The sequence below is a fragment of the Lactiplantibacillus argentoratensis genome (assembly GCF_037290055.1).
In the GTDB taxonomy this organism is placed as follows: Bacteria; Bacillota; Bacilli; order Lactobacillales; family Lactobacillaceae; genus Lactiplantibacillus; species Lactiplantibacillus plantarum.
In genome coordinates this window covers 187593-210081 of sequence record NZ_CP147647.1, presented here as the reverse complement: position 1 = coordinate 210081, position 22489 = coordinate 187593, and the positions used below count along the sequence as shown (strand labels likewise).

Sequence of the window (22489 nt, the reverse complement as noted above, 5' to 3'; positions counted from 1 at the left end):
TAGTTTTAACAACGCTCATCTTTATCTTTCAAATTACGTGGTGGCATTTCCGAATAATGCAACGCCGGCAATCGCCACGACGATCAGGCCTAACCATAATGCGATTTTAAATAAAAACAACCCAATCACAATCATGAACACCCAACCGATAATTTTAAAACCAATTTTAAAGATAACTTTGAGCAACCATAAACCAATTACTAAAGCAATCAATAAACCGATCATCTATGCGCTCTGCGAAGAGAGCTTCCCTCCTTACAAGTCCCATCATGGGTACCTTGCCAGTTAGTATAGCACGCGCTATACAGCGGCAGACTGATTGCAGTCGTAAATTAAGAGAAGCTTAATTTTGCAACGCCGCAACTTGTCGCACCATCGCTAATTCTTCGTTAGTTGGGATCAACATCACTTTAATCTTGGAATCTGCGCCACTGATGAGTCCTTCTTGACCCGCTTCATTTAATTTCGGATCCAGGGTCACACCAAAGATGCTCAGTTCATCAATAATTTGCTGGCGCAAGGTCGCATTATGCTCGCCAATGCCGCCCGCAAAAATCAGCGCATCCGCCCGTTTTAATTCTGTCAAATAGCTACCGGCATACTTAACAATCCGATTGACAAAAATTTCAACAGCTAGTTGGGCTTGGGGATTCGTGGCTTCTTGCGCACGGATTTCACGCATATCTGGTGAAATTCCTGAGATTCCTAACAATCCAGACTGATTGTTAAGCATCATCATGATTTCATTCGGATCATCGATCTTTAAAGCTTTCATAAGAAATGGCAATACGGCCGGATCAACGTCACCCGCGCGCGTTCCCATTGTGACACCCGTTAATGGCGTAAAACCCATCGATGTGTCGAAAGCCCGGCCATTTTTGACGGCAGCTAATGACGCGCCACTACCTAAATGTAACGTCACCAAGTTGAGGTCATCTTTCGGCTTAGCCAGCAGTTCTGCAGCCCGCCCGGTTAAGTAACCATGCGAGATACCATGTTCACCGTAACGGCGAATATGGTATTTTTGGGTCAATTCATAAGGCAAACTGTAAATTGCATTCATTTCTGGTAAATCGGTAAAGAACTGACTATCAAATACCGCGTACTGTTTAACAGCTGGTAAAGCCTGCGCCATCGTCTCAATACCACGTGCCTCCATCGGATTATGCAATGGTGCAAAGTCACTAAGCCCCTTAATGGCTTCGAGTACCGCTGGCGTCACTTCAACTGCTTGCTTGAACGTTTCGCCACCCGCAACGACTCGGTGAGCAACTGCCGTAATTTCCGTTAATGAGTCAATAATTGCTAATCGCTGTAATTCAGCTAATAACATCTGCGCCGCATGGTTTTGATCTAAATTATCGACTGTCGTTTCAAACTTTTGATGGTCACCATACTTGATGGTGAAAATTGAACCGGGCATACTAATCCGTTCAACGAGACCACTAGCAACCACCGTTTCAGCAGGCATGGCAAATAATTGCCATTTCAATGATGAACTACCTGCGTTAATAATTAATGTTTTTTGCATTTCTCAATCAACTCCCATGTAATAGAATACCGAACTTTTCTGAAAATTGCTCAACTTTTTTCAATCGCGTCATTTGACATCTTAATTCATGCGCTAGTCCCAATCTTCCACTGTTAACTAACCAGAACATGTTATTATTAAGGTGTTAACTTTTACAGATTAGAGGAACCCAATTCATGACGACCACAACCGATGTCGACCTAGTCCAAACTGGATTAGCGCACTTAATTCACCACACGCGTAAACAAATCGAATCATTAACTAAAGCATTAGACCACCTACCTGATGTCAGTGAGTTGCAACTCAAGGGCACGTTATTGAAGACGTATGCTAGCCAGATCGAAGGGCACCATCATTTCGTCGAATTGCCCGACTATCAAGGCCACCCACTTAGTATTAAACTCGATATTAAAAAATCAATTATTGAAAATGCCGAGGATTATTTTCATCGTTATCACAAAAGCAAACGCGGTCAAGCGACCGTTCAACAAAATTTGGCGACGGCCAAGACCGAACTACACCAGCAATTAGCGACTCAAGCAGCCTTTGACCCTGAGAATCCCGAAGCGGTGGCCACTCTTAAACAATCACTGATTGCTGCGGGCGCGATTCATACCCACGTTTTACACTCATCTAAGGCCCCAACACCCGCCCATCCCCGCCGCTTTTACACGCACGACCACGTGCTGGTTGAAGTTGGTAAAAATAGTCGTCAAAACGACCACCTAACATTGACGGCCCGTAAAGATTACTACTGGATGCACGCGGGTGGTGAAATTCCCGGTTCACACGTGGTTATTCACAGTAATCATCCGAGTGAACAAACCTTGCAGGAAGCGGCCGTACTAACGGCCTATTACAGTAAGGGTCGTCAGATGAACCGCGTACCTGTTGATGTGCTCACCGTTGGTCAGATGCGTAAACCCAAGGGTGCTAAGGCCGGGCTCGTTACCTTTAGTGGTACTGCACGCACGATCACCGTTGTCCCTGATGCCACTTTAGCCGCTGAATTACGTGACCAGGAGGATATTCACCATGACGCCGATTGAGGCCTATATTGCTAACACACCACAAGCCTATCAATCGCAATTAATAGCCTTACAGCAAACCATTGCAACGGTCTTACCAGAGGCGCAAGAACAGTTAAAGTACCAGATGCCGACCTTCTATTGGCACGAAAACGTCATCCATTTTGCTTTATTCAAACATCACTTTGGCTTGTACCCAACGCCAAGTGCAATTGAGGCTTTTCATGATCAATTAGTCACCTATAAAACAAGCAAAGGGGCCATCCAGTTTCCGCTGGATCAGCCCCTACCACTTGAATTGATTACTGCTATTACCGAATTCCGTCGTCACGAAATCATAGTGAAATACGACCTTTAGGATTACCGCTGCCACCAAGACTGTTTAAGAAAATCAATGGCGGTTACATCACTCAACGCAATCGGCTTAACGACTCCCGCTTGCTGATTCAAAAAAAGCTGCTGGTCGTCCACAGCCGCAATTAAGCCACTCGGTTGATGACCATCGCTTAAAGTTAACCGAACCACGCAGTTTAACTCATAAGCTTGCAATAACGACGCTTCAATTGGTTTCAGCTGTTCCATTAGATCACCTCATCGAAATAGTAGCTCCATCATAGCACATCTTCAGAACGTACGTTCGATAAAAACTATTACATTTTGATGACGTTGATAAACCGGTCACTTGTACCAATCAGTAATTTCACAGGATAACTAATTACACCATTAACTACCGAGGTTACCGAACATTCGCCCAGATTATTTTAAAATTACCCGGATTCGGTCAGTTGAAGTTAGCGCACGGTTATGATTCAGTTCAAAACATGACCGTCATTAAGTTCAAAAGCCGCCAGCTTAGAATAAGTCTCGTATTTGAGACTGGGCGGGTTTGGGCTCAAATCGATCTCGGTTTACGTTTCCGCAATGGTCCCCCAGCCCCGGAGGACGGAAATAGGGCGAGCATTGCTGCCGAACAGGCGTCTACCTAACGAGCCTAAGCGCGAGCTATTTTTGACCTTAATAAACAGGACGTGCTAAAAAGGCCACTCCCCGGCATATTGGGGGAGTGGCCTTTAATGCGATTTACTTTAGAATCGCGGTAATGGCTTTTACTTCGTCATCACTAAAGGTTAAATTGTGCGTTGCTTCAAGATTAGCGTGCAAGTGGTCGACATTGGTCGTGCCAATGATGACGCTCGTGACGACCTGCGACCGTAGTAGCCAAGCCAAAGCCATTTGGGCCAAGGTTTGTCCCCGTTGCTCAGCGATTCTGTTCAGGGCATTCAATTGATTAACCACGGTTGCGGTCCCCTGATCAAATAAATATTTATTCGTTCGATGAATCGGAAAATCGGCTGGAATTCCTTGTAAGTAACGCTGCGTCAATAATCCTTCAGCTAATGGACCATATGCCACTAAGCCCGCATTATGCTGGCCGAGATAGTCAATCAAGCCGGTTGTTTGAGCCTGTTGATTCAACATGTTATATGAGTACTGATTGACTGTAAACGGCGTGTGCATCTCATTGAAATACTTCACCATCGTTGCCGTTTGGTCGCGGTCATAATTTGAAATTCCAACATACAGCGCCTTCCCCTGACGAACCAACTGGTCAAGGGCCGCGGCAGTCTCATACAAATCGATGTTAGGGTCTGGACGATGTGAGTAGAAAATATCAACGTAATCCAAATGCATCTGTTTAAGACTACGGTCCAATGAACTGATCAACGTCTTGCGTGAGCCGAAAGCCCCATACGGCCCTGGCCAGGCCGGATATCCGGCTTTGGTCGTGATGACGAGCTCATCACGATACGGCTTTAAGTCTCGTTGCATAATTTGTCCGAACGTCCGCTCTGCCGATCCCTTCGATGGTCCATAATTATTGGCTAAATCAAAGCTAAAAACGCCATGATCAAAGGCATCCAGAACCACTTTTCGTGAATTAACAAACGGCGCTTCATCCCCAAAATTCCGCCATAGCCCCAACGAGATAACGGGTAATTGTAGCCCCGTCTTACCCACGCGTCGAATCGGTAGTTCGTCATAGCGCGTTGATGCTGCTGAATATGTCATCATTACTCACCTCATCTAATTTTTGAATACTATTTATATTATACCGCGCCTGTAATATTGGTACTGTTCAAACGCTTAAGCGGATACAAAAAGGCGATCCTCGCCAAATGCCAGGACCACCTCACTTAGGAGTTTATATGTGATGTCTGCTGTTGTTGCCTGATTAGACCTTGATTTGAAATAAGGTTCAACAGTGCGTGGTTATTTCAAACCATCATCTATTGTAGCCCGGAATCGCCCGTTCGTTAAGTCATTGCGCGTCAGAATTGGGGCAAGCGGTTATAATATGCTAAATATTGGCGGTCATGGACAGCATCCACCACTACTTTGGTGACGCTCGTATTAGCCGGTTCCGGTAGGCTCATCGGATCGGTCGGCTTTAGGATCGCTAAGGCCATCGCTTTGACGGTAAAGCCATGGGTCACGACAACAATCTGCTCGTCTGGATGGGCTTGTGCCGTGGCCTTCAAGAATGCGGCTACCCGTTGTTGCACGTGTTCAAAAGTCTCACCATCCGTCGCAACCTCCACGTAGCTTGGCAAAACGTCCTGCAAAAGTGGATCAAAGTACTGCGGATAGGCCGCTAGCAGCTGGTCATTATCCTGTCCATCCCACTGGCCGTATGAAATTTCCAATAATCGTTCGTCCTGGCTGACAGGCAGCTGTCGGCCTTGATTCAAAATCGCCGCCGTCGCCTTGGTCCGGTCCAGCGGGCTACAAATCAACCGGTCCGCGAAGCTAATATCAAATGCATCGTGCAACGTTTGCGCTTGCTGCTTGCCAACCGAGTTCAAATGCGTGACGGCTGTATTAATCGTGCCCTGTTTTAAATTTTGTGCGTTAGCCGTTGTTTGTCCATGTCGTACCACGTAAAAGGTTGTCATCGTGCGCCTCCAAGATTAAATTATTATTAGTTACACTAATTTTGTCACAGTTCTTTCTCATTATCCAGCTTGACAAATAGACCCGTGCTTGCTAAATTAATACCAACGCAATTAACCGACTGGTGCCAACACCGGTTTAACGAAGGAGTGTCCAACTGATGGTTCTAACTAATCCTATCAATCATCATATCAGTTCCTCCTGGTCTACACACCCATCTGTGTCGGCCTAATTTTGCGTACGCAAATCAGCCTGAGCACGGATGCTAAGACATTCGCTACCAGGTGGAATTGCTTAATCTCGTTATTATCCGTCCTGGTAGTCGCAACCGACTGCCAGGACTTTTTTATTACCCTGATTAAACTACTGAAAGCGAGGATTTTTCATGCCAATTTATAATTTTTCTGCTGGGCCAGCCGTTCTACCACAACCAGTCATCACTCAAATTCAAGCGGAGCTACCCTCATTTCAAGGCTCCGGCATGAGCATTTTGGAGATCTCACACCGCTCCGATTTATTTGCGCAAGTCCTTCAAGATGCCGAACAAGATCTTCGCGATTTAATGGCTATCCCTGACAACTATCACGTACTCTTCTTTCAAGGCGGGGGCACGCTACAGTTCACAGCCGCACCACTAAATCTGGCGCCCCATCATCGTATCGGGTTGCTTGACAGCGGTCACTGGGCACAACGCGCCGCCGATGAAGCCAAACGGGTCGGTACTAAAGTCACGATTCTGGGGAGTAGCGCTGCTAACCATTTTAACCAACTGCCAACGGTCGTCCAGCCCATCGATCAATCCCTCGATTATATTCATCTTACGACTAATAATACCATTGAAGGGACCATGATGACGCGCTTACCGGCTACGGGTCAAGTACCACTGGTAGCCGACATGTCATCAAACTTTTTGGGTGAACCTTACCAAGTCAGCGATTTTGGACTCATCTTTGCTGGTGCTCAGAAGAATCTGGGTCCCGCTGGTTTGACAATCGTCATTGTCCGTGATGATTTAATTGGTCAAGTCGCCAACCTGCCAAGTATGCTGGATTACCAGCTATTTGCGGATAAAAATTCGATGTTCAACACGCCACCCGTTTTTGCCATTTACGCCGCGGGTCTCGTACTCAAATGGTTAAAGGCCCAGGGCGGACTCAACGTAATGACTGCTCGCAATCACGCTAAAGCCGCCTTACTCTATGACTTCTTAGACCAGTCCCAACTCTTTACTAATCCGGTCAAGACCAGCGACCGTTCGACCATGAACGTTCCATTCGTCACGGGCCAGGCCGACCTCGATGCTGCAGTCATTCAAGGTGCCCGTGAGCACGGATTATTAAACCTAAAGGGACACCGCTTAGTTGGCGGTATGCGTGCTAGTCTCTATAACGCCATGCCGTTAGCCGGTGTTCAGGCACTAGTTGACTATCTGGCCGCTTTTGAAGCACATCATCGTTAATCAAGGAGGATATTTATGTATCAAGTTAAAACCTATAACGCCATCGCCCCAGCCGGCCTTAACACGTTTACTGCCGATTACACGCTCAATCAATCTGAGCATCCTGATGCTTACTTAATTCGCTCGGTCAACCTACATACCGAGACACTACCATCTTCATTGAAAGTCATTGTGCGCGCCGGTGCCGGTGTTAACAATATTCCTATCGATCAAGCAACCGCTAACGGGACTGCTGTTTTCAACACCCCGGGAAGTAACGCTAATGCCGTTAAGGAACTCATCATCGGCCTGCTCATTATGGCATCCCGTAATCTAATCGCTGCGACGACCTATTCAGCCCAACATACCGAAGCTGACATTTCTCAACGTACCGAACACGACAAGACGCAATTTAACGGTGTCGAATTAACGGGTAAGACCTTGGCTGTTATTGGGCTCGGCCATGTTGGCGCGCTCGTAGCCAATGCGGCGTTGAATCTAGGCATGAACGTGATTGGTTACGACCCCTATCTATCCGCGGATGCCGCTTGGAACATTGCCAAACAAGTCCAGCGTGCGGCCACGCTACCAGATGCGGTCAAACAAGCTGATTTTGTCACCGTCCACGTGCCTAAAAATGCCGACACACTTCATCTGATTAATAAAGATGCGTTGGCCGCCATGCCAACGGGCGTTCAATTATTTAATTATTCGCGGCTGGGCATCGTCGACAATACTGCCATCATGAATGCGTTAGCCACGGGACAAGTTGCCCACTACTACACCGATTTTGGCGAACCCCAGCTTGCCGACCAGCCCGCGGTTACCGTGACACCTCATATCGGCGGCTCAACTATCGAGGCTGAGATCAACGGTGCCACGCAGGCTGCGCGTACCATCATGACTTACTTGGAAACCGGTAACGTTCATGCGGCCGTCAATCTGCCAGACTTAAGTGTGCCGTTCAACGCGACTTACCGCTTTACAATCATTCACGAAAACGTGCCTAACATGGTCAGCCAAATCACGGCTAAACTAGCGGCAGCCAACCTCAACATCACCACTATGGCCAACGCTGCTAAACACCAAACCGCTTACACCATCATTGACATCGACGACCTACAGCAGCCACAACAAGCTGACCTAATAGCTGAACTTTCTAAAATTCCAGCAGTGAGTCGCGTTCGCCTACTAAAACAGGGTAACGTCGAATGAAGCTTGAACACTTACAACACCCGACAACTCACCAACTCGATCAGCTAATGGCAATCTGGTTAAGTGGTAATTTAACGGCCCATGACTTTGTCAGTGCCGACTACTGGCGTCAACAAGCCCCCTTAGTACGTGAAGCATTACAATCAGCCGAACTCATCGTCGGACTGACCGACGGACCTGAAGCTTATATTCTGGGCTTTATAGGCTTACAAAACGATTACATTGCCGGAATTTTCATTTGCAATGATGCTCAACATCAAGGTCTGGGGACGGCGCTATTGGCGACTGCCCAAGCTGACCATCATCAATTACAATTAAACGTCTATGTTGCTAATCGCCCAGCCATCGTCTTTTATCACCACCACGGGTTCCGCGTCATTGATCAGGCTAGTGACCAAGCAACCCAGCAACCAGAATATACGATGCAATGGCAACGTTAGTTTTCTTAATTAAGCCAGTACGATTCTTAACGAGTCGTACTGGCTTTATTTGCTTAATAATATTAATGATTAAAAAAATAATATTGTATTTAATCTAATTTTAATGTATTCTCATCTACATATCATAATCATTTGAAGCAGGGGGTACATATATGCAATGGAAATTATTTGCCACAGTTGCCACGTTAACGGCAACGACTGGCGTTTTACTCGTCGGCTGTGGTCAGTCCTCATCCAGTTCAAGCAATGCCGGCAACACAACGGCCAACATGGCCAAGACTCAAGTCCTCAATTGGTCGGAAAACGGCCAGGATTTGACCACCCTTGACCCGTCCTTAGCCACTGATGTTATCAGTGGGACGATGATCAGTAATTCGCAAGAAGGTTTGTATCGATTAAGTAAAAACAGTAAAGTCACGCCCGGTATTGCGACTAAAACGACCGTGTCCAAAGATAAAAAGACTTATACTTTTACCCTGCGCAAGAATGCCAAATGGAGTAATGGCGATCAAGTAACAGCGCAGGATTTCGTATATGGCTGGCGGCGTACGGTTAATCCGAAGACGGCTTCTCAGTATGCCTACTTATATTCCGGCATCAAAAATGCGGATAAAATCGTCAGCGGCAAGGCCAAGACTAGTACCTTGGGCATCAAGGCCGATGGTAAGTATAAGCTGACCGTCAAGCTCGAAAAGCCCATGCAGTATTTCAAATTATTGATGGGTTTCGTGGTCTTCTTCCCGCAAAACCAGCACGCGGTTGAAAAATACGGCAAGGACTACGGGACCAGTTCCAGCAAGATGGTTTACAACGGACCGTTCAAGATGACTGGTTGGAAAGGGACTAACTCGACTTGGACCCTTAAGCGCAATCCTAATTACTGGGATAAAAAGCACGTTTACCTAACTAAGATCAAGGACCAAGTTGTGAAGTCGACGACGACAGCCTTTAACCTCTTCCAGAGTAATAAGCTCGACATGGCAACGTTATCTGGACAACAGGTTAAGAACGAAAAGAATAATAGCAAGTTGGTCATCCGGAAGTCTTCACGTCTAAATTACTTGGAATTTAATCAAAAGAAAGTTAAGTTCCTCGCTAATAAGAAGATTCGCCAAGCCATGTCACTGACTTTGAATCGTAAGCAGTTGGTCAACGATGTTCTCGGGGATGGTTCCGTCACTCCAAAGGGCTTTGTTACGACCGGACTTGCTACTGATCCAACGACCGGTAAAGACTTTGCCACCGCAAATACGGTCAAATCAGCTGTTACTCAGGACAACGCCAAAGCTAAAAAGCTCTGGAAACAAGGGCTAAAAGAAACCGGCAAGAAGTCAGTTACCTTAACGTTAACTCATGACGACACGGATCAGATGAAGGCCCTTGCTGAATATGTTCAGGGACAACTGGAAAAGGAATTGCCAGGACTTAAAGTTCAAAGCCTCACCGTTCCTTACAAGACGAGAATTTCTCGAGAAATTGCAGGTAACTTCCAGCTGGTCATCTCCGCATGGCAAGCCGACTTTGCCGATCCGGTCTCGGACCTCGGTATCATGACCTCAACTAACGATTACAACTTTGGTAAGTGGACCAACAAGACCTTCGACAGTGCCATCAGCACCGCAAATAGTACGACTAGTACAACGAAGCGTTGGCAAGCCCTTGCAACCGCTGAAAAAACGATTGCGACTGATCAAGGGGTCGCACCGCTCTCACAAAATGTCATCGCACAGATGGTCAACCCCAAGCTGAAAGGCCTAGTCTACAACACGGCGGGCATTAACTATAACTTCAAGAGTGCCTATATGGCCAAATAAGGTGACCTAACTGGCATAACTTCATGCTAAACTAACCTTAAATCTCACAATAATAGGTATCGTAGCCACAGACTACGGTACCTTTTTTGTGTTCATTGACACATTTTGTTTCTGTTAATTTCCTTAATTATTAGAATCGAAACATTGATTTTAATTCCCCTTTAATGTATCCTCGTGACCATTCAAGTTGGGGGGAAGTTTTACTATGAAATGGAAAGTAATGTTGACAACTGCTACTGCGGTCGCATCGACCGGCCTTTTATTAGCTGCCTGTAGTCAAGGCCAGTCCAAATCAGATAATGCGGGAAACTTACGCGCGGGGATGGCGCAAAAACAAGTCTTGAACTGGTCAGAAAATGGCTCCGAACTAACGACCTTGGATACTTCGCTAGTCACCGATTCGATCAGTGCCAATATGATCAATAACACGATGGAAGGCCTCTACCGTATTGGCAATAATAATAAAATCACACCGGGTATTGCGACCCATACCGTTATTTCCAAAGATAAAAAGACTTATACGTTCACATTGCGCAAAGATGCCCAGTGGAGCAACGGTGATCCCGTGACCGCTCAGGATTTCGTGTATAGTTGGCGGCGAACCATCGATCCCAAGACCGCTTCGCAATATGCCTATCTTTATTCTGGCATCAAGAATGCTGACCAAATCACCAATGGTAAAGCTAAAGCCACTAGCTTAGGAATCAAGGCTGATGGTAAATACAAGTTAACCGTGACGCTTGACAAACCCATGGCCTATTTTAAACTCCTAATGGGCTTTGCCATCTTCTTCCCGCAGAACCAACACGCCGTACAGAAATACGGCAAGGACTACGGGACAACGGCCGCCAAAATGGTCTACGATGGGCCGTTTACCATGAAGGGCTGGAAAGGCACGAATACGACATGGGCACTGAACCGTAATCCTAAATATTGGGATAAAAAACACGTTTACTTAGAAAAGATCAATGACCAAGTCGTTAAGTCAACCACGACCGGATTCAACTTGTTCCAGAGCAACAAGCTCGACATGGCCACCCTGAGCGGTGAACAAGTCAAAAACGAAAAGAACAATCCCAAGTTAGTACTCCGTAAGACATCCCGCCTGAACTATCTCGAGTTTAATCAGAAAAAGGTGCCCGCGCTAGCTAATGCCAAGCTCCGGCAAGCGATGTCCTTAACTATCGACCGGCACCAGCTTGTCACGGACGTCTTAGCGGATGGCTCAGCAGTTCCAAAGGGCTTTGTCACCACCGGGCTCGCAACCGATCCAACGACCGGTGAAGATTTTGCGACTGAAAACGCAGTTAGTGCGGCCACAACTCAAGACAACGCCAAGGCCAAGAAACTGTGGGCGGAAGGATTAAAAGAAACCGGCAAAAAGTCATTAACCTTAACGCTCACGCACGATAATATTGATCAGACCAAGGAGACGGCCGAGTATGTTCAGGGACAGCTAGAAAAGGAACTACCCGGTTTAAAGATTACCGATATTACCTTGCCATTCAAAAACCGGCTGGCACGTGAAACTTCTGGTGATTTCCAACTCGCTATTTCTGGCTGGCAAGCTGACTTCGCCGACCCCATCTCTGATTTAGGCATTCTCACTTCTACGAATGATTACAACTTTGGTAAGTGGAAGAACGCTGATTATGATGCTGCTGTCAAGCAGGCCGAGCAAGCGACCGATTCAACAGCACGTTGGACCGCTCTAGGCAAAGCGGAAAAGACCATTGGAACGGATGAAGGCGTTGCACCATTAACACAAACAACGCTGGCACAGATGGTCAACCCTAAGTTAAAGGGCCTGATCTACAACACTTCCGGTACCAACTATAACTTCAAAGACGCCTATATGGCGAAATAAACTGTCCGATAAATCACAGACGCTCACTAGCAACGACTAGCGAGCGTTTTTTATATAGTCAAGATATATTTTTAGAATATGCATGATTATGTTTAAATATTGACAAAATTATATAAAAAGTTTTTAATTAGGGTAAATGAAAGCTGTTTCAATTATGACTTAAATATGTAAAGGAAGCGTTGATGGTATGAACATTGAGCTTTTCATCGCCCGCCGCAAAGCCCTAGGACTTTCACAAAAGGCCCTAGCAGAAGGCATTTGTACTCAGGCGACACTAAGTAAGTTTGAGAATAATGGCAAAGCACCTGCCATACGGATCGTTGCCCAACTTTGTCAGCGGCTCAACCTACAGTTGGAAGATGTCTTTCCAACTGAACGCGTCGCTGATGCCGCCGTTTTGAAGATTTTGGAACAAGTCGAGTTCGACCTCATTACAACTGAATATCAAGATGCCGAAGTACAACTTGAAAAGGCTGCGGATATGCCGCGACATGACCGCGAAACCAAATTACAATATTGTTACCTAAAGGGCTACGTTGCTGCCCTTAACCACCACCCAATCAGTGATGTCATCTTTAATTTCGACCAAATCATCACCGATTTGGACGAGGCCCACATCACAATCTATACCCAGCTGGCCTACTGCGGTATCGGGATCGCTTATCAGCAGAACCAGGATAACGATAAAGCTCAGTACTATTTTGAAAAAGTCCGCCATGCCCTACCGAACCTACCGCTAGAAACGACCGCCAGTGTTTGGCGCGTGATTAACTTAGCTTATTACACGGGGGCTTTTTACGCCAACATTAATGATACACCGCGGAGTTTGCAGTTATTAAACTACGGGATCGAGATTTGTGCGCGATTCCACGTCACTTATTACGCAGCGCGCATCAAATTCTTACAGGCTCAATTATCCGATGAACCGGATCAAATTCATGAGTATTTAAATGATGCGGCCGCCCTTGCCAGAATGAACAATAACCGGCAATTACTTAAGAATATTTCAAGTTATTCAAATTCTCACTAATTTACGGTTAAATAATTGATTTTTGTTAATAAGTCGCCTAAACTGCAAGTATCAAAAGACGAGTTTTTACAACTATTGAGGAGGTCTTGCCCATGTTATTAGCAGGTTTATTAGCCGCAGCCGGACTAGCTGCTGTTGCCGGCGTCGTCGCTGGTGCCCGTGTTCCCGCTGCTCAACCAGTCAGAATTAAGCATGACCAACGCACATCTCAAAATCGTCGGTAATGTGGCGACACTTATCTATGATATAAATAAAGGCTACTGGAAGCGAAATTCCAGTAGCCTTTTTGGTTAATTAAACCGCCGTTGACGACTAACAACTGTTAGCCCTAGCAAGAACCAGCCCAAAATCATTAGCCAATTCATTGATTGTTCACTAGTCTGTGGCAATTGTTGCGTCGATTTGCGATTAGTTGCTTTTGTAACTTTAACAACTGGTTTAGAAGTTGCTACTAATTTTGTTGGCTGTCCTAACAGTTTCGTTGGCTGAGCCGTGGTTACTAAATTAGTTTGCTTGGCTAACTTAGTTGTCTCAGTCTTCGTTGTGACAACCTGATCTGAATCAGTGTTCTCGTCAGTGTGTCCTGGTAGCGCCGGTTCACCTGGCTTACCTGGTTCATTTGATTCGCCTGGCTCGCTTGGTTCACTCGGTTCACTGGGCTTACCTGGTTCATTTGATTCGCCTGGCTCACTCGGTTCACTGGGCTCGCTTGGTTCACTCGGCTCACTTGGTTCACTGGGCTCGCTTGGTTCACTTGGTTCGCTCGGCTCACTTGGTTCGCTCGGTTCGCTTGGTTCACTCGGTTCGCTCGGCTCGCTTGGTTCACTCGGCTCGCTTGGTTCACTTGGTTCGCTCGGTTCGCTTGGTTCACTGGGCTCGCTCGGTTCACTCGGTTCACTCGGTTCACTCGGTTCACTCGGTTCAGCCTCGTCGGCAAAAACTAATTGCCCTTGATAAGCGCTTTGCTCATCCAACACGACAACTTGCGCCTGCGTATTGATCAAGTAACCATCCGGTGCTTGAATTTCGCTAACCGTATAAGTGCCTTGTGCCAGACCTGTCAGCTGCGCTTGACCAGTGGCATCCGTTGTCAACTGAGCAACCAGCGTTCCAGCAGCATTTTTCACGGCAAAGACCGCACCGGCCAACCGATTGGCACCACTCGAATCCGTCTTGACCACCGTTAATTTTCCGGTTTGATACGTATTCGTTAGTGTCACCGTCTCACCACTAGTTGTTTGACTACTGATATAGCCAGCAATGGCCGTTTCAGTCACCGTATACGTATACGCATCGCCATAAACATCCGTCACATCCAAATCACTGAAAGTACCTGTATAGCCATTTGCTGACGTTAATTGCAAGGTCTGATAAGCTTGACCATTGCGTTGTAACGTCACTTCAACGGTCGGCGTTTGCACACCAGCCGGCACGTCAGCCCAAACTTTATTAACAGTCAGTGTCGTCTTAGCAATTCGTTGGTCAACCACACTACCTGTGACCACGTTAGCCGTTGCTTGGGCTGCGGATACCGTGAAGACGTGCTTGGCCGTGTCAATCTGGTAGCCACTCGGAGCTGCCGTCTCAACTAACGTGTACGTCCCAGCCGACAAGTTACCAATGCGTAGCTGTCCAGCTGAATCGGTCACCAAATCAGTCCGAAGTATCGTACCCGTGCTATCCTCCAACTGATAAGTGGCACCAGCAACTGCTTGGCCGTCACCATCAGTTTTGTTAATGACCAAACTGTAACTCTGAATGTCATCGCTAGCGGTTCCGGAACCACCAAATCTTACGGCTGCGTTCGACTGTTCACTCTTTGGTTCACCTGTCGAACTGCCCGCATTTGGATCAGTCGCATCTCCAGTGACAGGTGCATACGTTACGCCCGCATTATTGGTATACGTGTGTCCTGCTGTCAGGCCAACTTCATAAAATATATTGACCGCTGTATCTAATTGGTCAATATTAATTGTCATCTGCTGGCCCACAACCGTCACAGTTACTTGTGGTGTTGATACCCCATCAGCGTAGGTAAACTGCTGTGTCGCAAAATCATAAGTTCCCAGTGCCGCGTCTTTAACAAAGGCGCCGTCAGTATAATGACCAGTTTCCAACGTCATAGTACCTTCGTGTGTTTGATAAAGGCCGAGCTGATCAACAATCGCTACTTGCTGCCACTTTTCACTGTTAATGTTTGCGACAACTTGCCAGATCATTTTGGTGGGATTACCATCGGCATCTAAACTACTACTGTCTGCCCAGCCGACCTTATTAATCCCAGTCGTACTACTGCCAGTGGTTGCACTAGTCCCGGTAACATAGAACGTTAAGTCCCCTTGACGATTATAACTATCGCTAGTTGCATAATAATCATTAAAAGTTAGTGTCCCAGTTTGGCTACCAGTCTCGGCCGTAAAAGTCCCGACGACCGTTCCATCTGACTTTTGGACATCAATATGCCGCGTACCATTGGTAAAGACAACGTTCTCAGGCAAGGTCACCGTGGCCGTACTACCAGCAGCTACGGTAACGTCATCGGCTATCGACCAATGATACTTCGCGATATAGTTCGCATACAGACTCAATACATCCGTTGCGTTATACGTGACACCATCATCGTCAGTCACCGTTGCGTCAGCGGCATCGAGTCCCTGAACTGCAACCGTTGCCCGTTGTGCTAAACTGCGAAGACTGGCTCGACTCATCCTGGACAGCGTCGCAACAGGCGCAGTTGCCTGATCCGACTTCGTTGTCGATGTCGTTGCGTCTTTTTGGCTGGTGACGACACCACTGTACATATTAGTCGTTTGTTGCTGGTTCTGGGTCGTTGCTTGCTCGTTATTCGCCTTCACACTAACCGCTTGTTGATCCGCTTTGGCATTAGCTGCCGCCCGGGATGTCGCTGTCGTATCAGTACTGTCCGATGTTGCTTGAGCGGTGGTCATACTTGAAGTCGTTTGACTAGTAGCCGGTGTGTTGGATGATTGAGTTGATGACTCGGACACGGTGACTGCTTTGCTGGTCGCCGTTTTAGTCGCAGCACTAGTTGCTGATACTTTCGTGCTACTGCTACTGCTACTGCTACTGCTACTGCTACTGCTACTGCTACTGCTACTGCTACTGCTACTGCTACTGCTACTGCTACTGCTACTGCTCGTAGTTTGTCGCAACACCACTTGATTAGCAAGCGTACTTGAACCAGAAGTTTGTGTTGTTTCAGTGGCGGTGGTAGTGGCTGTATCCGCCGCATTCGCCGTTTGGTTTGTCACAACCAACGTCAACATGGCGGCCGTCCCCATTATCCAAGTCTTGAAATCGATTAATCGCATTATATCCCCTCCTTTCTCTATATAAGTTAAAACTTTTAAACCGATTACACACCTTAATTATAAACCACATTCTGCAAATTTGAATATCCTTTTTAGTGAAATTCAGCGCCCACAGGTAGCAATTGCGGACTAGCAATATTTGTTTCAAAAAGCCTTTTTGCATCTGTATAATTTTTATTTATGTACACTTAATTAATTTACTGTAATATCAACATTCTGGAGACATTAATCGATATTAGTATTATAATATTTTATACAAAAGTTGCATTTCGTTGACTTTGGCAAGCTTCTGGTAGCCGTTAGCTAATTAAAATAATTTATGCTGATTAATATAAATCTATCTAATCGCAAACAGCAAAAATGACGCCATTCGTTTCGTTTATAATTTAAACCCATTAACTTATTTAGTTGCCTATCAACTAATTATGCTGGAAAACGGGGCATAATAGCACTGCCACCAGCACATAGACCAATTATTGACTTATCAGCTGATATATAACAGCACCTTAACCGATAAGTATTTTTTATACCTCTATTACTAATCGTTTGCTATTAACTTGTAAGCTTCTTAATCTGCATAACATTCGCTTATCGCTTTAACACTTTAACCTTTATCTCCAATGGGCTACCAACAATGCAATACGACTTTTTTAACTTATTTTCCAGTGACTAATCAGGCCGACGCGACATGGTAATTAAAACAATGTGACAACCCTTTAACTGATAAAATTATATAATGACTCAAAAGCCATTTTACCGGTAACGCCGCATCTGTACCAATCAGCACTAATATTCTTATTAATAATCATTATAGTTTAAGCACGTTAACTATTGTCCAAACTAATTTTTGCGAATTATCCTGACACTATTCGTTACAACAATGGTATGATTAACATGACGTATAATAACCAGCTTTAATCAATCAGTCGGAGCCTGCTTACCTGCGACTATTAATTGCGCAACCAACATTAATATTTTATGGAGGCTACATTTTTCATGAACATTAAAGACTTGTATTACTTCCAACGCTTAATCAGCACTCAAAGTTATACGCAAACGGCTGCTGATTTTCACGTTAGCCAACCCACAATCTCCCAAGCAATTAAACGACTAGAACGTCATTTTCAAGTGACGCTGTTCTTTCGCCAAGCAAAGACCAAGGCTCTAGTGTTAACGCCTAGTGGTCAGCAACTATTGCTCGCAGCCAACGACATTATCAACAACTGGCAGCATGTTAACGAATCGATCAGTCACTTACGTCAACATACACTGCGGTTTGGTATCGAACCATCCGTCAGTGAGCATTATTTACCAGCATTAACAAAGCCAATCATCGAACAAGACTTGCTTAGCAGTGTCCATACGGTTGAAATGGGGGCCAACCAACTTGTCAAACAAGTGTTAGCCGGCCAACTCGATTTAGCCATCAGTGGCAACTTGGACCAAACATTGGATGAACGGTTAGCAGTAACGCCATTACGGCCATTTAAATTCCGTATTCTCGCTAATCCTGAACACCCCTTAGCAAAGTCTGAACACCCGACCTTTGCCGAGGCGCTAAAGTCACCTTTCGTGCTGCTTAATGCAACTTACTTAAATAAACTAGTTTTCCGGCAACTTGCTGAACAGCTTTCGATTGAACCCCAAGTTCTGTTCGAATCTGATAGCAGCACCTTGATCAAGGGATTAGTTAAAGAAAACCTGGCCCTAGGCTTCATTTCCGACATCACGACCCCTAACGATGGTGAAGACGATGGTCTCGTTGAAATCCCGTTCGACGACGTTCAGGTTCCTAGCGTGCACATCAACTTGATTCGCCGGGCCCATCAATTTCCAATTGGCCTGGTCAAGCAGGTTATCGACATTATTGAAAAAACGTTCGCAGCTGACAATGCTGAACAAAAATCTTAACCACGAACTTGATCACAATCACACATACGCCCCAATAAAAACACCCAACTTATCTCGCATGATAGGTTGGGCGCTCTTATTGGGGCGCATTTTTGACTAAATCATCATAGTTAAATTCACACGATTAATTCGCGCTCGTTATCACACAACCGCTATTAAAAATCGTATTTACCACTCCGGTTACGAAGCTAATGACGACCTAGAACTGGTAAACTTTCGCTTCGTACGCTCGCAATACGTCTTGATGATCTTCATCGTAATTACTGATCAACAGGCGCGCATCGGCAGGTAATTCTGCAAAGTGCCGCGTCTGGGTCGACGCCGTAAAGTTGCAAATCACTAGCAGATGTTGTGTTCCCGCGTGCCGCACGTAGGCATAAACGGCCGCATCATCCGGTGACAATAGCCGATAATCACCCGTCGTCATGACTGGCAATTGGTGTCGAAGCTTAATCAGCCGCTGATAGTAGCTCAGAATCGATCCCGGTGTGCGTTGTGCGAGTTGGGCATTGATCCGCAGATAATTGGCATTAACCGCTAGCCACGGTGTCGCCGTTGAGAACCCCGCGTTCTGGCTGTCATCCCATTGCATCGGGGTACGCGCATTATCCCGCGACATATGAGCGAGATAACCTAACATCCGTTCAGGTTGAACGACCTGTTCGTCATCAACAAAATGATGGTACGCGTTCCGTGATTCCAAATCTTGATAGTCAGCTAGCTTAGTAAAGTGGGCATTCGTCATGCCGAGCTCCTCACCTTCATAGATGTAAGGCGTTCCTTGAAGAAAATGCAGCAGCGTCGCCAGCATTTTGGCCGAGCGTTCCCGGTAGACTGGCCGTTCATCCCCGAATCGTGACACAATTCGCGGTTGGTCATGATTATTCCAATAGAGACTATTCCAGGCCGTTCCTTGTAAGCCCGTTTGCCACTTAGACAAGCTCTGCTTTAGGTCAACCAGTCGGACGGGTTGGTCATTCCACTTACCTAGCGCCGGATCCGGATTGCCGTCCAGACCCATGTGTTCAAATTCAAACACCATGTTTAATTCCTGACCTTGGCTGCTTGCCAGTTGCTTAGCATCAGCAACCGTAGCCCCAGGCGTCTCGCCGACCGTTATCAATTGATGACCTGCAAACACTTGCTGATTCATTTCTTGTAGGTATTCATGGAGATGCGGGCCATTGGCAATAATTCCACCGATGGCCGCGTATGGTTCGCCAGCTTCTGACTGCCCATCTGCAAAGCTCTCAGGCTTGGAAATCAAGTTAATGACATCCAAGCGGAAACCGTCCACACCCTTATTGACCCAGAAATTCATCATGTCATAGACCGCTTGCCGTAGTTGCGGATTATCCCAGTTCAAATCTGGCTGTTCGACCGCAAACGAATGCAAATAATACTGATCACGGCTAGCCACGTATTGCCAAGCGGAGCCACCGAAAAAGCCACCCCAGTTGTTAGGCTCATGCCCATCAACGGGGTCACGCCAAATATAATAGTCCGCGTACGGATTGTCCTTACTTTGCGCGCTCGCCGTAAACCACTTATTTTGATCAGATGAATGGTTGACGACAATGTCCATCATGATTTTTAGCCCTTTCGCGTGGGCCGTTGTTAATAATTGATCAAAATCAGCCATCGTCCCAAATTCTGGATTAATATCGTAATAGTCACTAATATCATAGCCATTATCGACGCCGGGTGACCGGTAGATTGGGTTGAGCCAGATGACATCCGCCCCGAGTTGCTTAATGTAATCTAACCGTTGTGTAATGCCTGGTAAGTCCCCGATTCCGTCACCATTTGAATCCTGAAACGACCGTGGATAAACCTGATAAACGACCGCTGATTGCCACCATTGATTAGCCATATATGATATCCCCCTAAAAAAATTTGCTTTAAAAAACTTATTACGGTCAGCCGTAAAAGGCACCGCTTACAACACTAACTATTCTACCATTGTCGCTCATTAGCGCGTACCCACAAATCGTCATTTATTTGTTGGCCTAACATGATTCTAGCCATATCTTAGTTGACGAATCAAAAACGCCATGCTATTATCGCTTATATTCAAATAACGAACGATAATCTTACTTTCAAGTAGCGAATTAACTGTGCGTCAGGAAGTCGGTGGGTGCTGCGAACCGATCAGGTTAATCTCGATGAAATACGGTAGGAGAGGTCCGGGTACGCCCGGCGGATAACAACTAGAGCCGTTAACTGCTAGTGAGTGGAGTCATACTGTGGCTCAAACTGGGTGGTACCACGGTCTAATCAATCGTCCCTGTTGCATTATTATGCAACGGGGACGATTTTTTATATCCACCCACTATTATCGGCGCATAACCGCCGTTGCGGCAGTCCGTACTGGGCTACTCAATGCCAGTTTAGCGACCCAAAAGGAGTTAATTATTATGCCTAATTCAAAAAAATGGCGGCCAGTTCAGTTACCGGAAGCCTTGCTCGTTTTACTCATTATGCTTGCAATTATGGGACTTGGTGTTATTAAGTTCGGCTTGTCACCACAGACCCCCGTTATTCTCGTTATTGCCCTCATCATTTTATGGGCCCGTATTCGGGGTGCCCACTGGGATGACATTCACGGTGGCATTATCGATGGTATCAAAACTGGGATTATTCCGATTTTTATTTTTCTACTCATCGGGGCACTCATCAGCGTTTGGATCGCAGCCGGCATCATTCCTTCAATGATGGTCTTTGGGTTTCATCTGATCTCTGCGCAGTGGTTCGTCCCATCCGTTTTTCTCGTTTGTGCAATTATCGGAACTTCCATTGGGAGTGCCTTCACGATTATCTCAACGATTGGGATTGCCCTCTTCGGAATCGGGACGACAATGGGCATCAACCCGGCTTTGATTGCCGGGGCCATCATCTCAGGTGCCATTTTTGGAGATAAGACTTCACCGTTGTCCGATTCGACCAACCTGGCGGCGGCCATCGCCGAAGCAGATTTATTCGACCATATTCGCAACCTGATGTGGTCCACGATTCCCGCCTTCGTCGTATCGCTAGCACTCTACGCCGTTTTAGGTGCCGGAGCCGCAACACAAAGCCATTTGGGCAAGATTCAAACGACGTTGACCGTTCTCAACAGCAACTTTACCATCAGCTGGTGGGCCGCTTTGCCACTCGTCGTCATGTTTGCCTGTGCCCTACTCAAAGTCCCAGCCATTGCGACCTTGTTGATGAATATTGGTCTGGCCATCGTCATGATTTTTATCGAGCAGCCTCATATTGCCTTAACTAAGATTGCCACCATGATTGAGACTGGCTTTGTCGCCAAAACTGGTAACGCTGGCGTGGACGCCTTACTCTCGCGCGGCGGTATCAGTGCCATGATGAGCACGGTCTCCTTGATTCTATTAACCCTGTCGTTAGGTGGCCTACTCATGAAATTCAACCTCATTCAGACAGCGATGGTGCCCTTAACTAAGCGTTTGAAAGGTGCCGGAGCAACTGTTACGGCTGCGATTTTAGCGGGGATCGGCGTCAACATCTTTGTCGGCGAACAGTACCTTTCCGTTATCTTGCCTGGTAAAGCGTTCAAGACGACCTTTAATCAGCGCGGCTTGGCTAACTTAGCTCTCAGTCGAGTCCTTGAAGACGGTGGGACCGTCATCAATTACCTGATTCCGTGGGGTGTTGCCGGGGCCTTTGCCGCTAACACGCTAGGCGTATCAACCCTAGCTTACCTGCCATTCTGTTTCTTCAGCTTACTATCACCGGTATTCTCAATTATCAGTGGTTTCACAGGCTGGGGCCTGAAGCATCGGCCAGCCAACGAAGCAGCTGATTTAGACTAGGCCGCGTGATTTAACCCGGGCCACCTGATTTATACTTAGGCGCTCGATTGACGACTGAGTCCCGCGACTTAAAGTAAAAAGTGAAGTCACTGGATTTTAAATAC

The 22489-nt window shown here is 46.4% G+C and carries 18 protein-coding genes; 11 read left to right on the top strand and 7 right to left on the bottom strand.

Going from position 1 to position 22489, the window contains the following annotated elements; translation table 11 throughout:
• Window positions 1-33: 33 nt before the first annotated feature.
• Window positions 34-225 carry a hypothetical protein gene (locus V7R88_RS00920; protein WP_003641804.1) on the bottom strand — a complete coding sequence of 64 codons (192 nt, stop codon included), beginning with the start codon at window positions 223-225 and terminating at the stop codon, window positions 34-36.
• 118 nt (window positions 226-343) lie between these two features.
• Window positions 344-1531 carry an acetate/propionate family kinase gene (locus V7R88_RS00915; protein WP_114648286.1) on the bottom strand — a complete coding sequence of 396 codons (1188 nt, stop codon included), beginning with the start codon at window positions 1529-1531 and terminating at the stop codon, window positions 344-346.
• A 176-nt stretch (window positions 1532-1707) separates the two neighbouring features.
• Here V7R88_RS00915 and V7R88_RS00910 point away from each other — a divergent pair, with 176 nt between their 5' ends.
• Both V7R88_RS00910 and V7R88_RS00905 read left to right on the top strand, forming a co-directional pair.
• Complete coding sequence (locus tag V7R88_RS00910) at window positions 1708-2580, top strand: NFACT RNA binding domain-containing protein (RefSeq protein ID WP_114648285.1); 873 nt, start codon at window positions 1708-1710, stop codon at window positions 2578-2580.
• Window positions 2567-2917, top strand: coding sequence for an iron chaperone (locus tag V7R88_RS00905; RefSeq protein WP_054397201.1), 351 nt, complete (start codon window positions 2567-2569; stop codon window positions 2915-2917). Before V7R88_RS00910 ends, V7R88_RS00905 begins: the two co-directional genes overlap by 14 nt.
• A gap of 2 nt (window positions 2918-2919) precedes the next feature.
• On the opposite strand, the gene V7R88_RS00900 is transcribed toward V7R88_RS00905, so the two are convergent.
• The 3 genes from V7R88_RS00900 to V7R88_RS00890 form a co-directional block, all read right to left on the bottom strand.
• Window positions 2920-3141 carry a hypothetical protein gene (locus V7R88_RS00900; protein ID WP_003641799.1) on the bottom strand — a complete coding sequence of 74 codons (222 nt, stop codon included), beginning with the start codon at window positions 3139-3141 and terminating at the stop codon, window positions 2920-2922.
• 498 nt (window positions 3142-3639) lie between these two features.
• Complete coding sequence (locus V7R88_RS00895; protein WP_214334825.1) at window positions 3640-4629, bottom strand: aldo/keto reductase; 990 nt, start codon at window positions 4627-4629, stop codon at window positions 3640-3642.
• Between the two features lie 260 nt (window positions 4630-4889).
• Window positions 4890-5513 (bottom strand): histidine phosphatase family protein, encoded by a 624-nt coding sequence (locus V7R88_RS00890; RefSeq protein ID WP_063724155.1) that lies wholly within the window; start codon window positions 5511-5513, stop codon window positions 4890-4892.
• Between the two features lie 383 nt (window positions 5514-5896).
• Between V7R88_RS00890 and serC the strand changes: the two genes are divergently transcribed.
• From serC to V7R88_RS00855, 7 genes are all read left to right on the top strand, one after another.
• Window positions 5897-6970, top strand: coding sequence for a 3-phosphoserine/phosphohydroxythreonine transaminase (gene serC / locus V7R88_RS00885; RefSeq protein WP_054397197.1), 1074 nt, complete (start codon window positions 5897-5899; stop codon window positions 6968-6970).
• Window positions 6971-6985: 15 nt separating this feature from the next.
• Window positions 6986-8164, top strand: coding sequence for a phosphoglycerate dehydrogenase (locus tag V7R88_RS00880; RefSeq protein WP_063731989.1), 1179 nt, complete (start codon window positions 6986-6988; stop codon window positions 8162-8164).
• Complete coding sequence (locus V7R88_RS00875; protein WP_054397193.1) at window positions 8161-8604, top strand: GNAT family N-acetyltransferase; 444 nt, start codon at window positions 8161-8163, stop codon at window positions 8602-8604. Before V7R88_RS00880 ends, V7R88_RS00875 begins: the two co-directional genes overlap by 4 nt.
• A gap of 152 nt (window positions 8605-8756) precedes the next feature.
• Window positions 8757-10418: a peptide ABC transporter substrate-binding protein gene (locus tag V7R88_RS00870; RefSeq protein WP_114648284.1), complete on the top strand. Its 1662-nt coding sequence runs from the start codon at window positions 8757-8759 to the stop codon at window positions 10416-10418.
• 205 nt (window positions 10419-10623) lie between these two features.
• On the top strand, window positions 10624-12285 hold the full coding sequence (locus V7R88_RS00865; RefSeq protein ID WP_057716960.1) for a peptide ABC transporter substrate-binding protein: 1662 nt from the start codon (window positions 10624-10626) through the stop codon (window positions 12283-12285).
• A gap of 187 nt (window positions 12286-12472) precedes the next feature.
• Entirely contained in the window at window positions 12473-13315 is an 843-nt protein-coding gene (locus V7R88_RS00860; protein ID WP_054397138.1) for a helix-turn-helix domain-containing protein, read from the top strand.
• A 92-nt stretch (window positions 13316-13407) separates the two neighbouring features.
• On the top strand, window positions 13408-13539 hold the full coding sequence (locus V7R88_RS00855) for a hypothetical protein (protein ID WP_003641790.1): 132 nt from the start codon (window positions 13408-13410) through the stop codon (window positions 13537-13539).
• A gap of 66 nt (window positions 13540-13605) precedes the next feature.
• Here V7R88_RS00855 and V7R88_RS00850 read toward each other — a convergent pair whose 3' ends face one another.
• On the bottom strand, window positions 13606-16647 hold the full coding sequence (locus V7R88_RS00850) for a SpaA isopeptide-forming pilin-related protein (protein WP_338816298.1): 3042 nt from the start codon (window positions 16645-16647) through the stop codon (window positions 13606-13608).
• A gap of 996 nt (window positions 16648-17643) precedes the next feature.
• Between V7R88_RS00850 and V7R88_RS00845 the strand changes: the two genes are divergently transcribed.
• Window positions 17644-18558, top strand: coding sequence for a LysR family transcriptional regulator (locus V7R88_RS00845; RefSeq protein WP_054399416.1), 915 nt, complete (start codon window positions 17644-17646; stop codon window positions 18556-18558).
• A gap of 199 nt (window positions 18559-18757) precedes the next feature.
• On the opposite strand, the gene V7R88_RS00840 is transcribed toward V7R88_RS00845, so the two are convergent.
• Entirely contained in the window at window positions 18758-20431 is a 1674-nt protein-coding gene (locus V7R88_RS00840) for a glycoside hydrolase family 13 protein (RefSeq protein WP_114648282.1), read from the bottom strand.
• A 544-nt stretch (window positions 20432-20975) separates the two neighbouring features.
• Between V7R88_RS00840 and nhaC the strand changes: the two genes are divergently transcribed.
• A complete protein-coding gene (nhaC, locus tag V7R88_RS00835) occupies window positions 20976-22385 on the top strand; it encodes a Na+/H+ antiporter NhaC (protein ID WP_063724164.1) in 1410 nt (469 codons plus the stop codon).
• The last annotated feature ends 104 nt before the right edge of the window (window positions 22386-22489 follow it).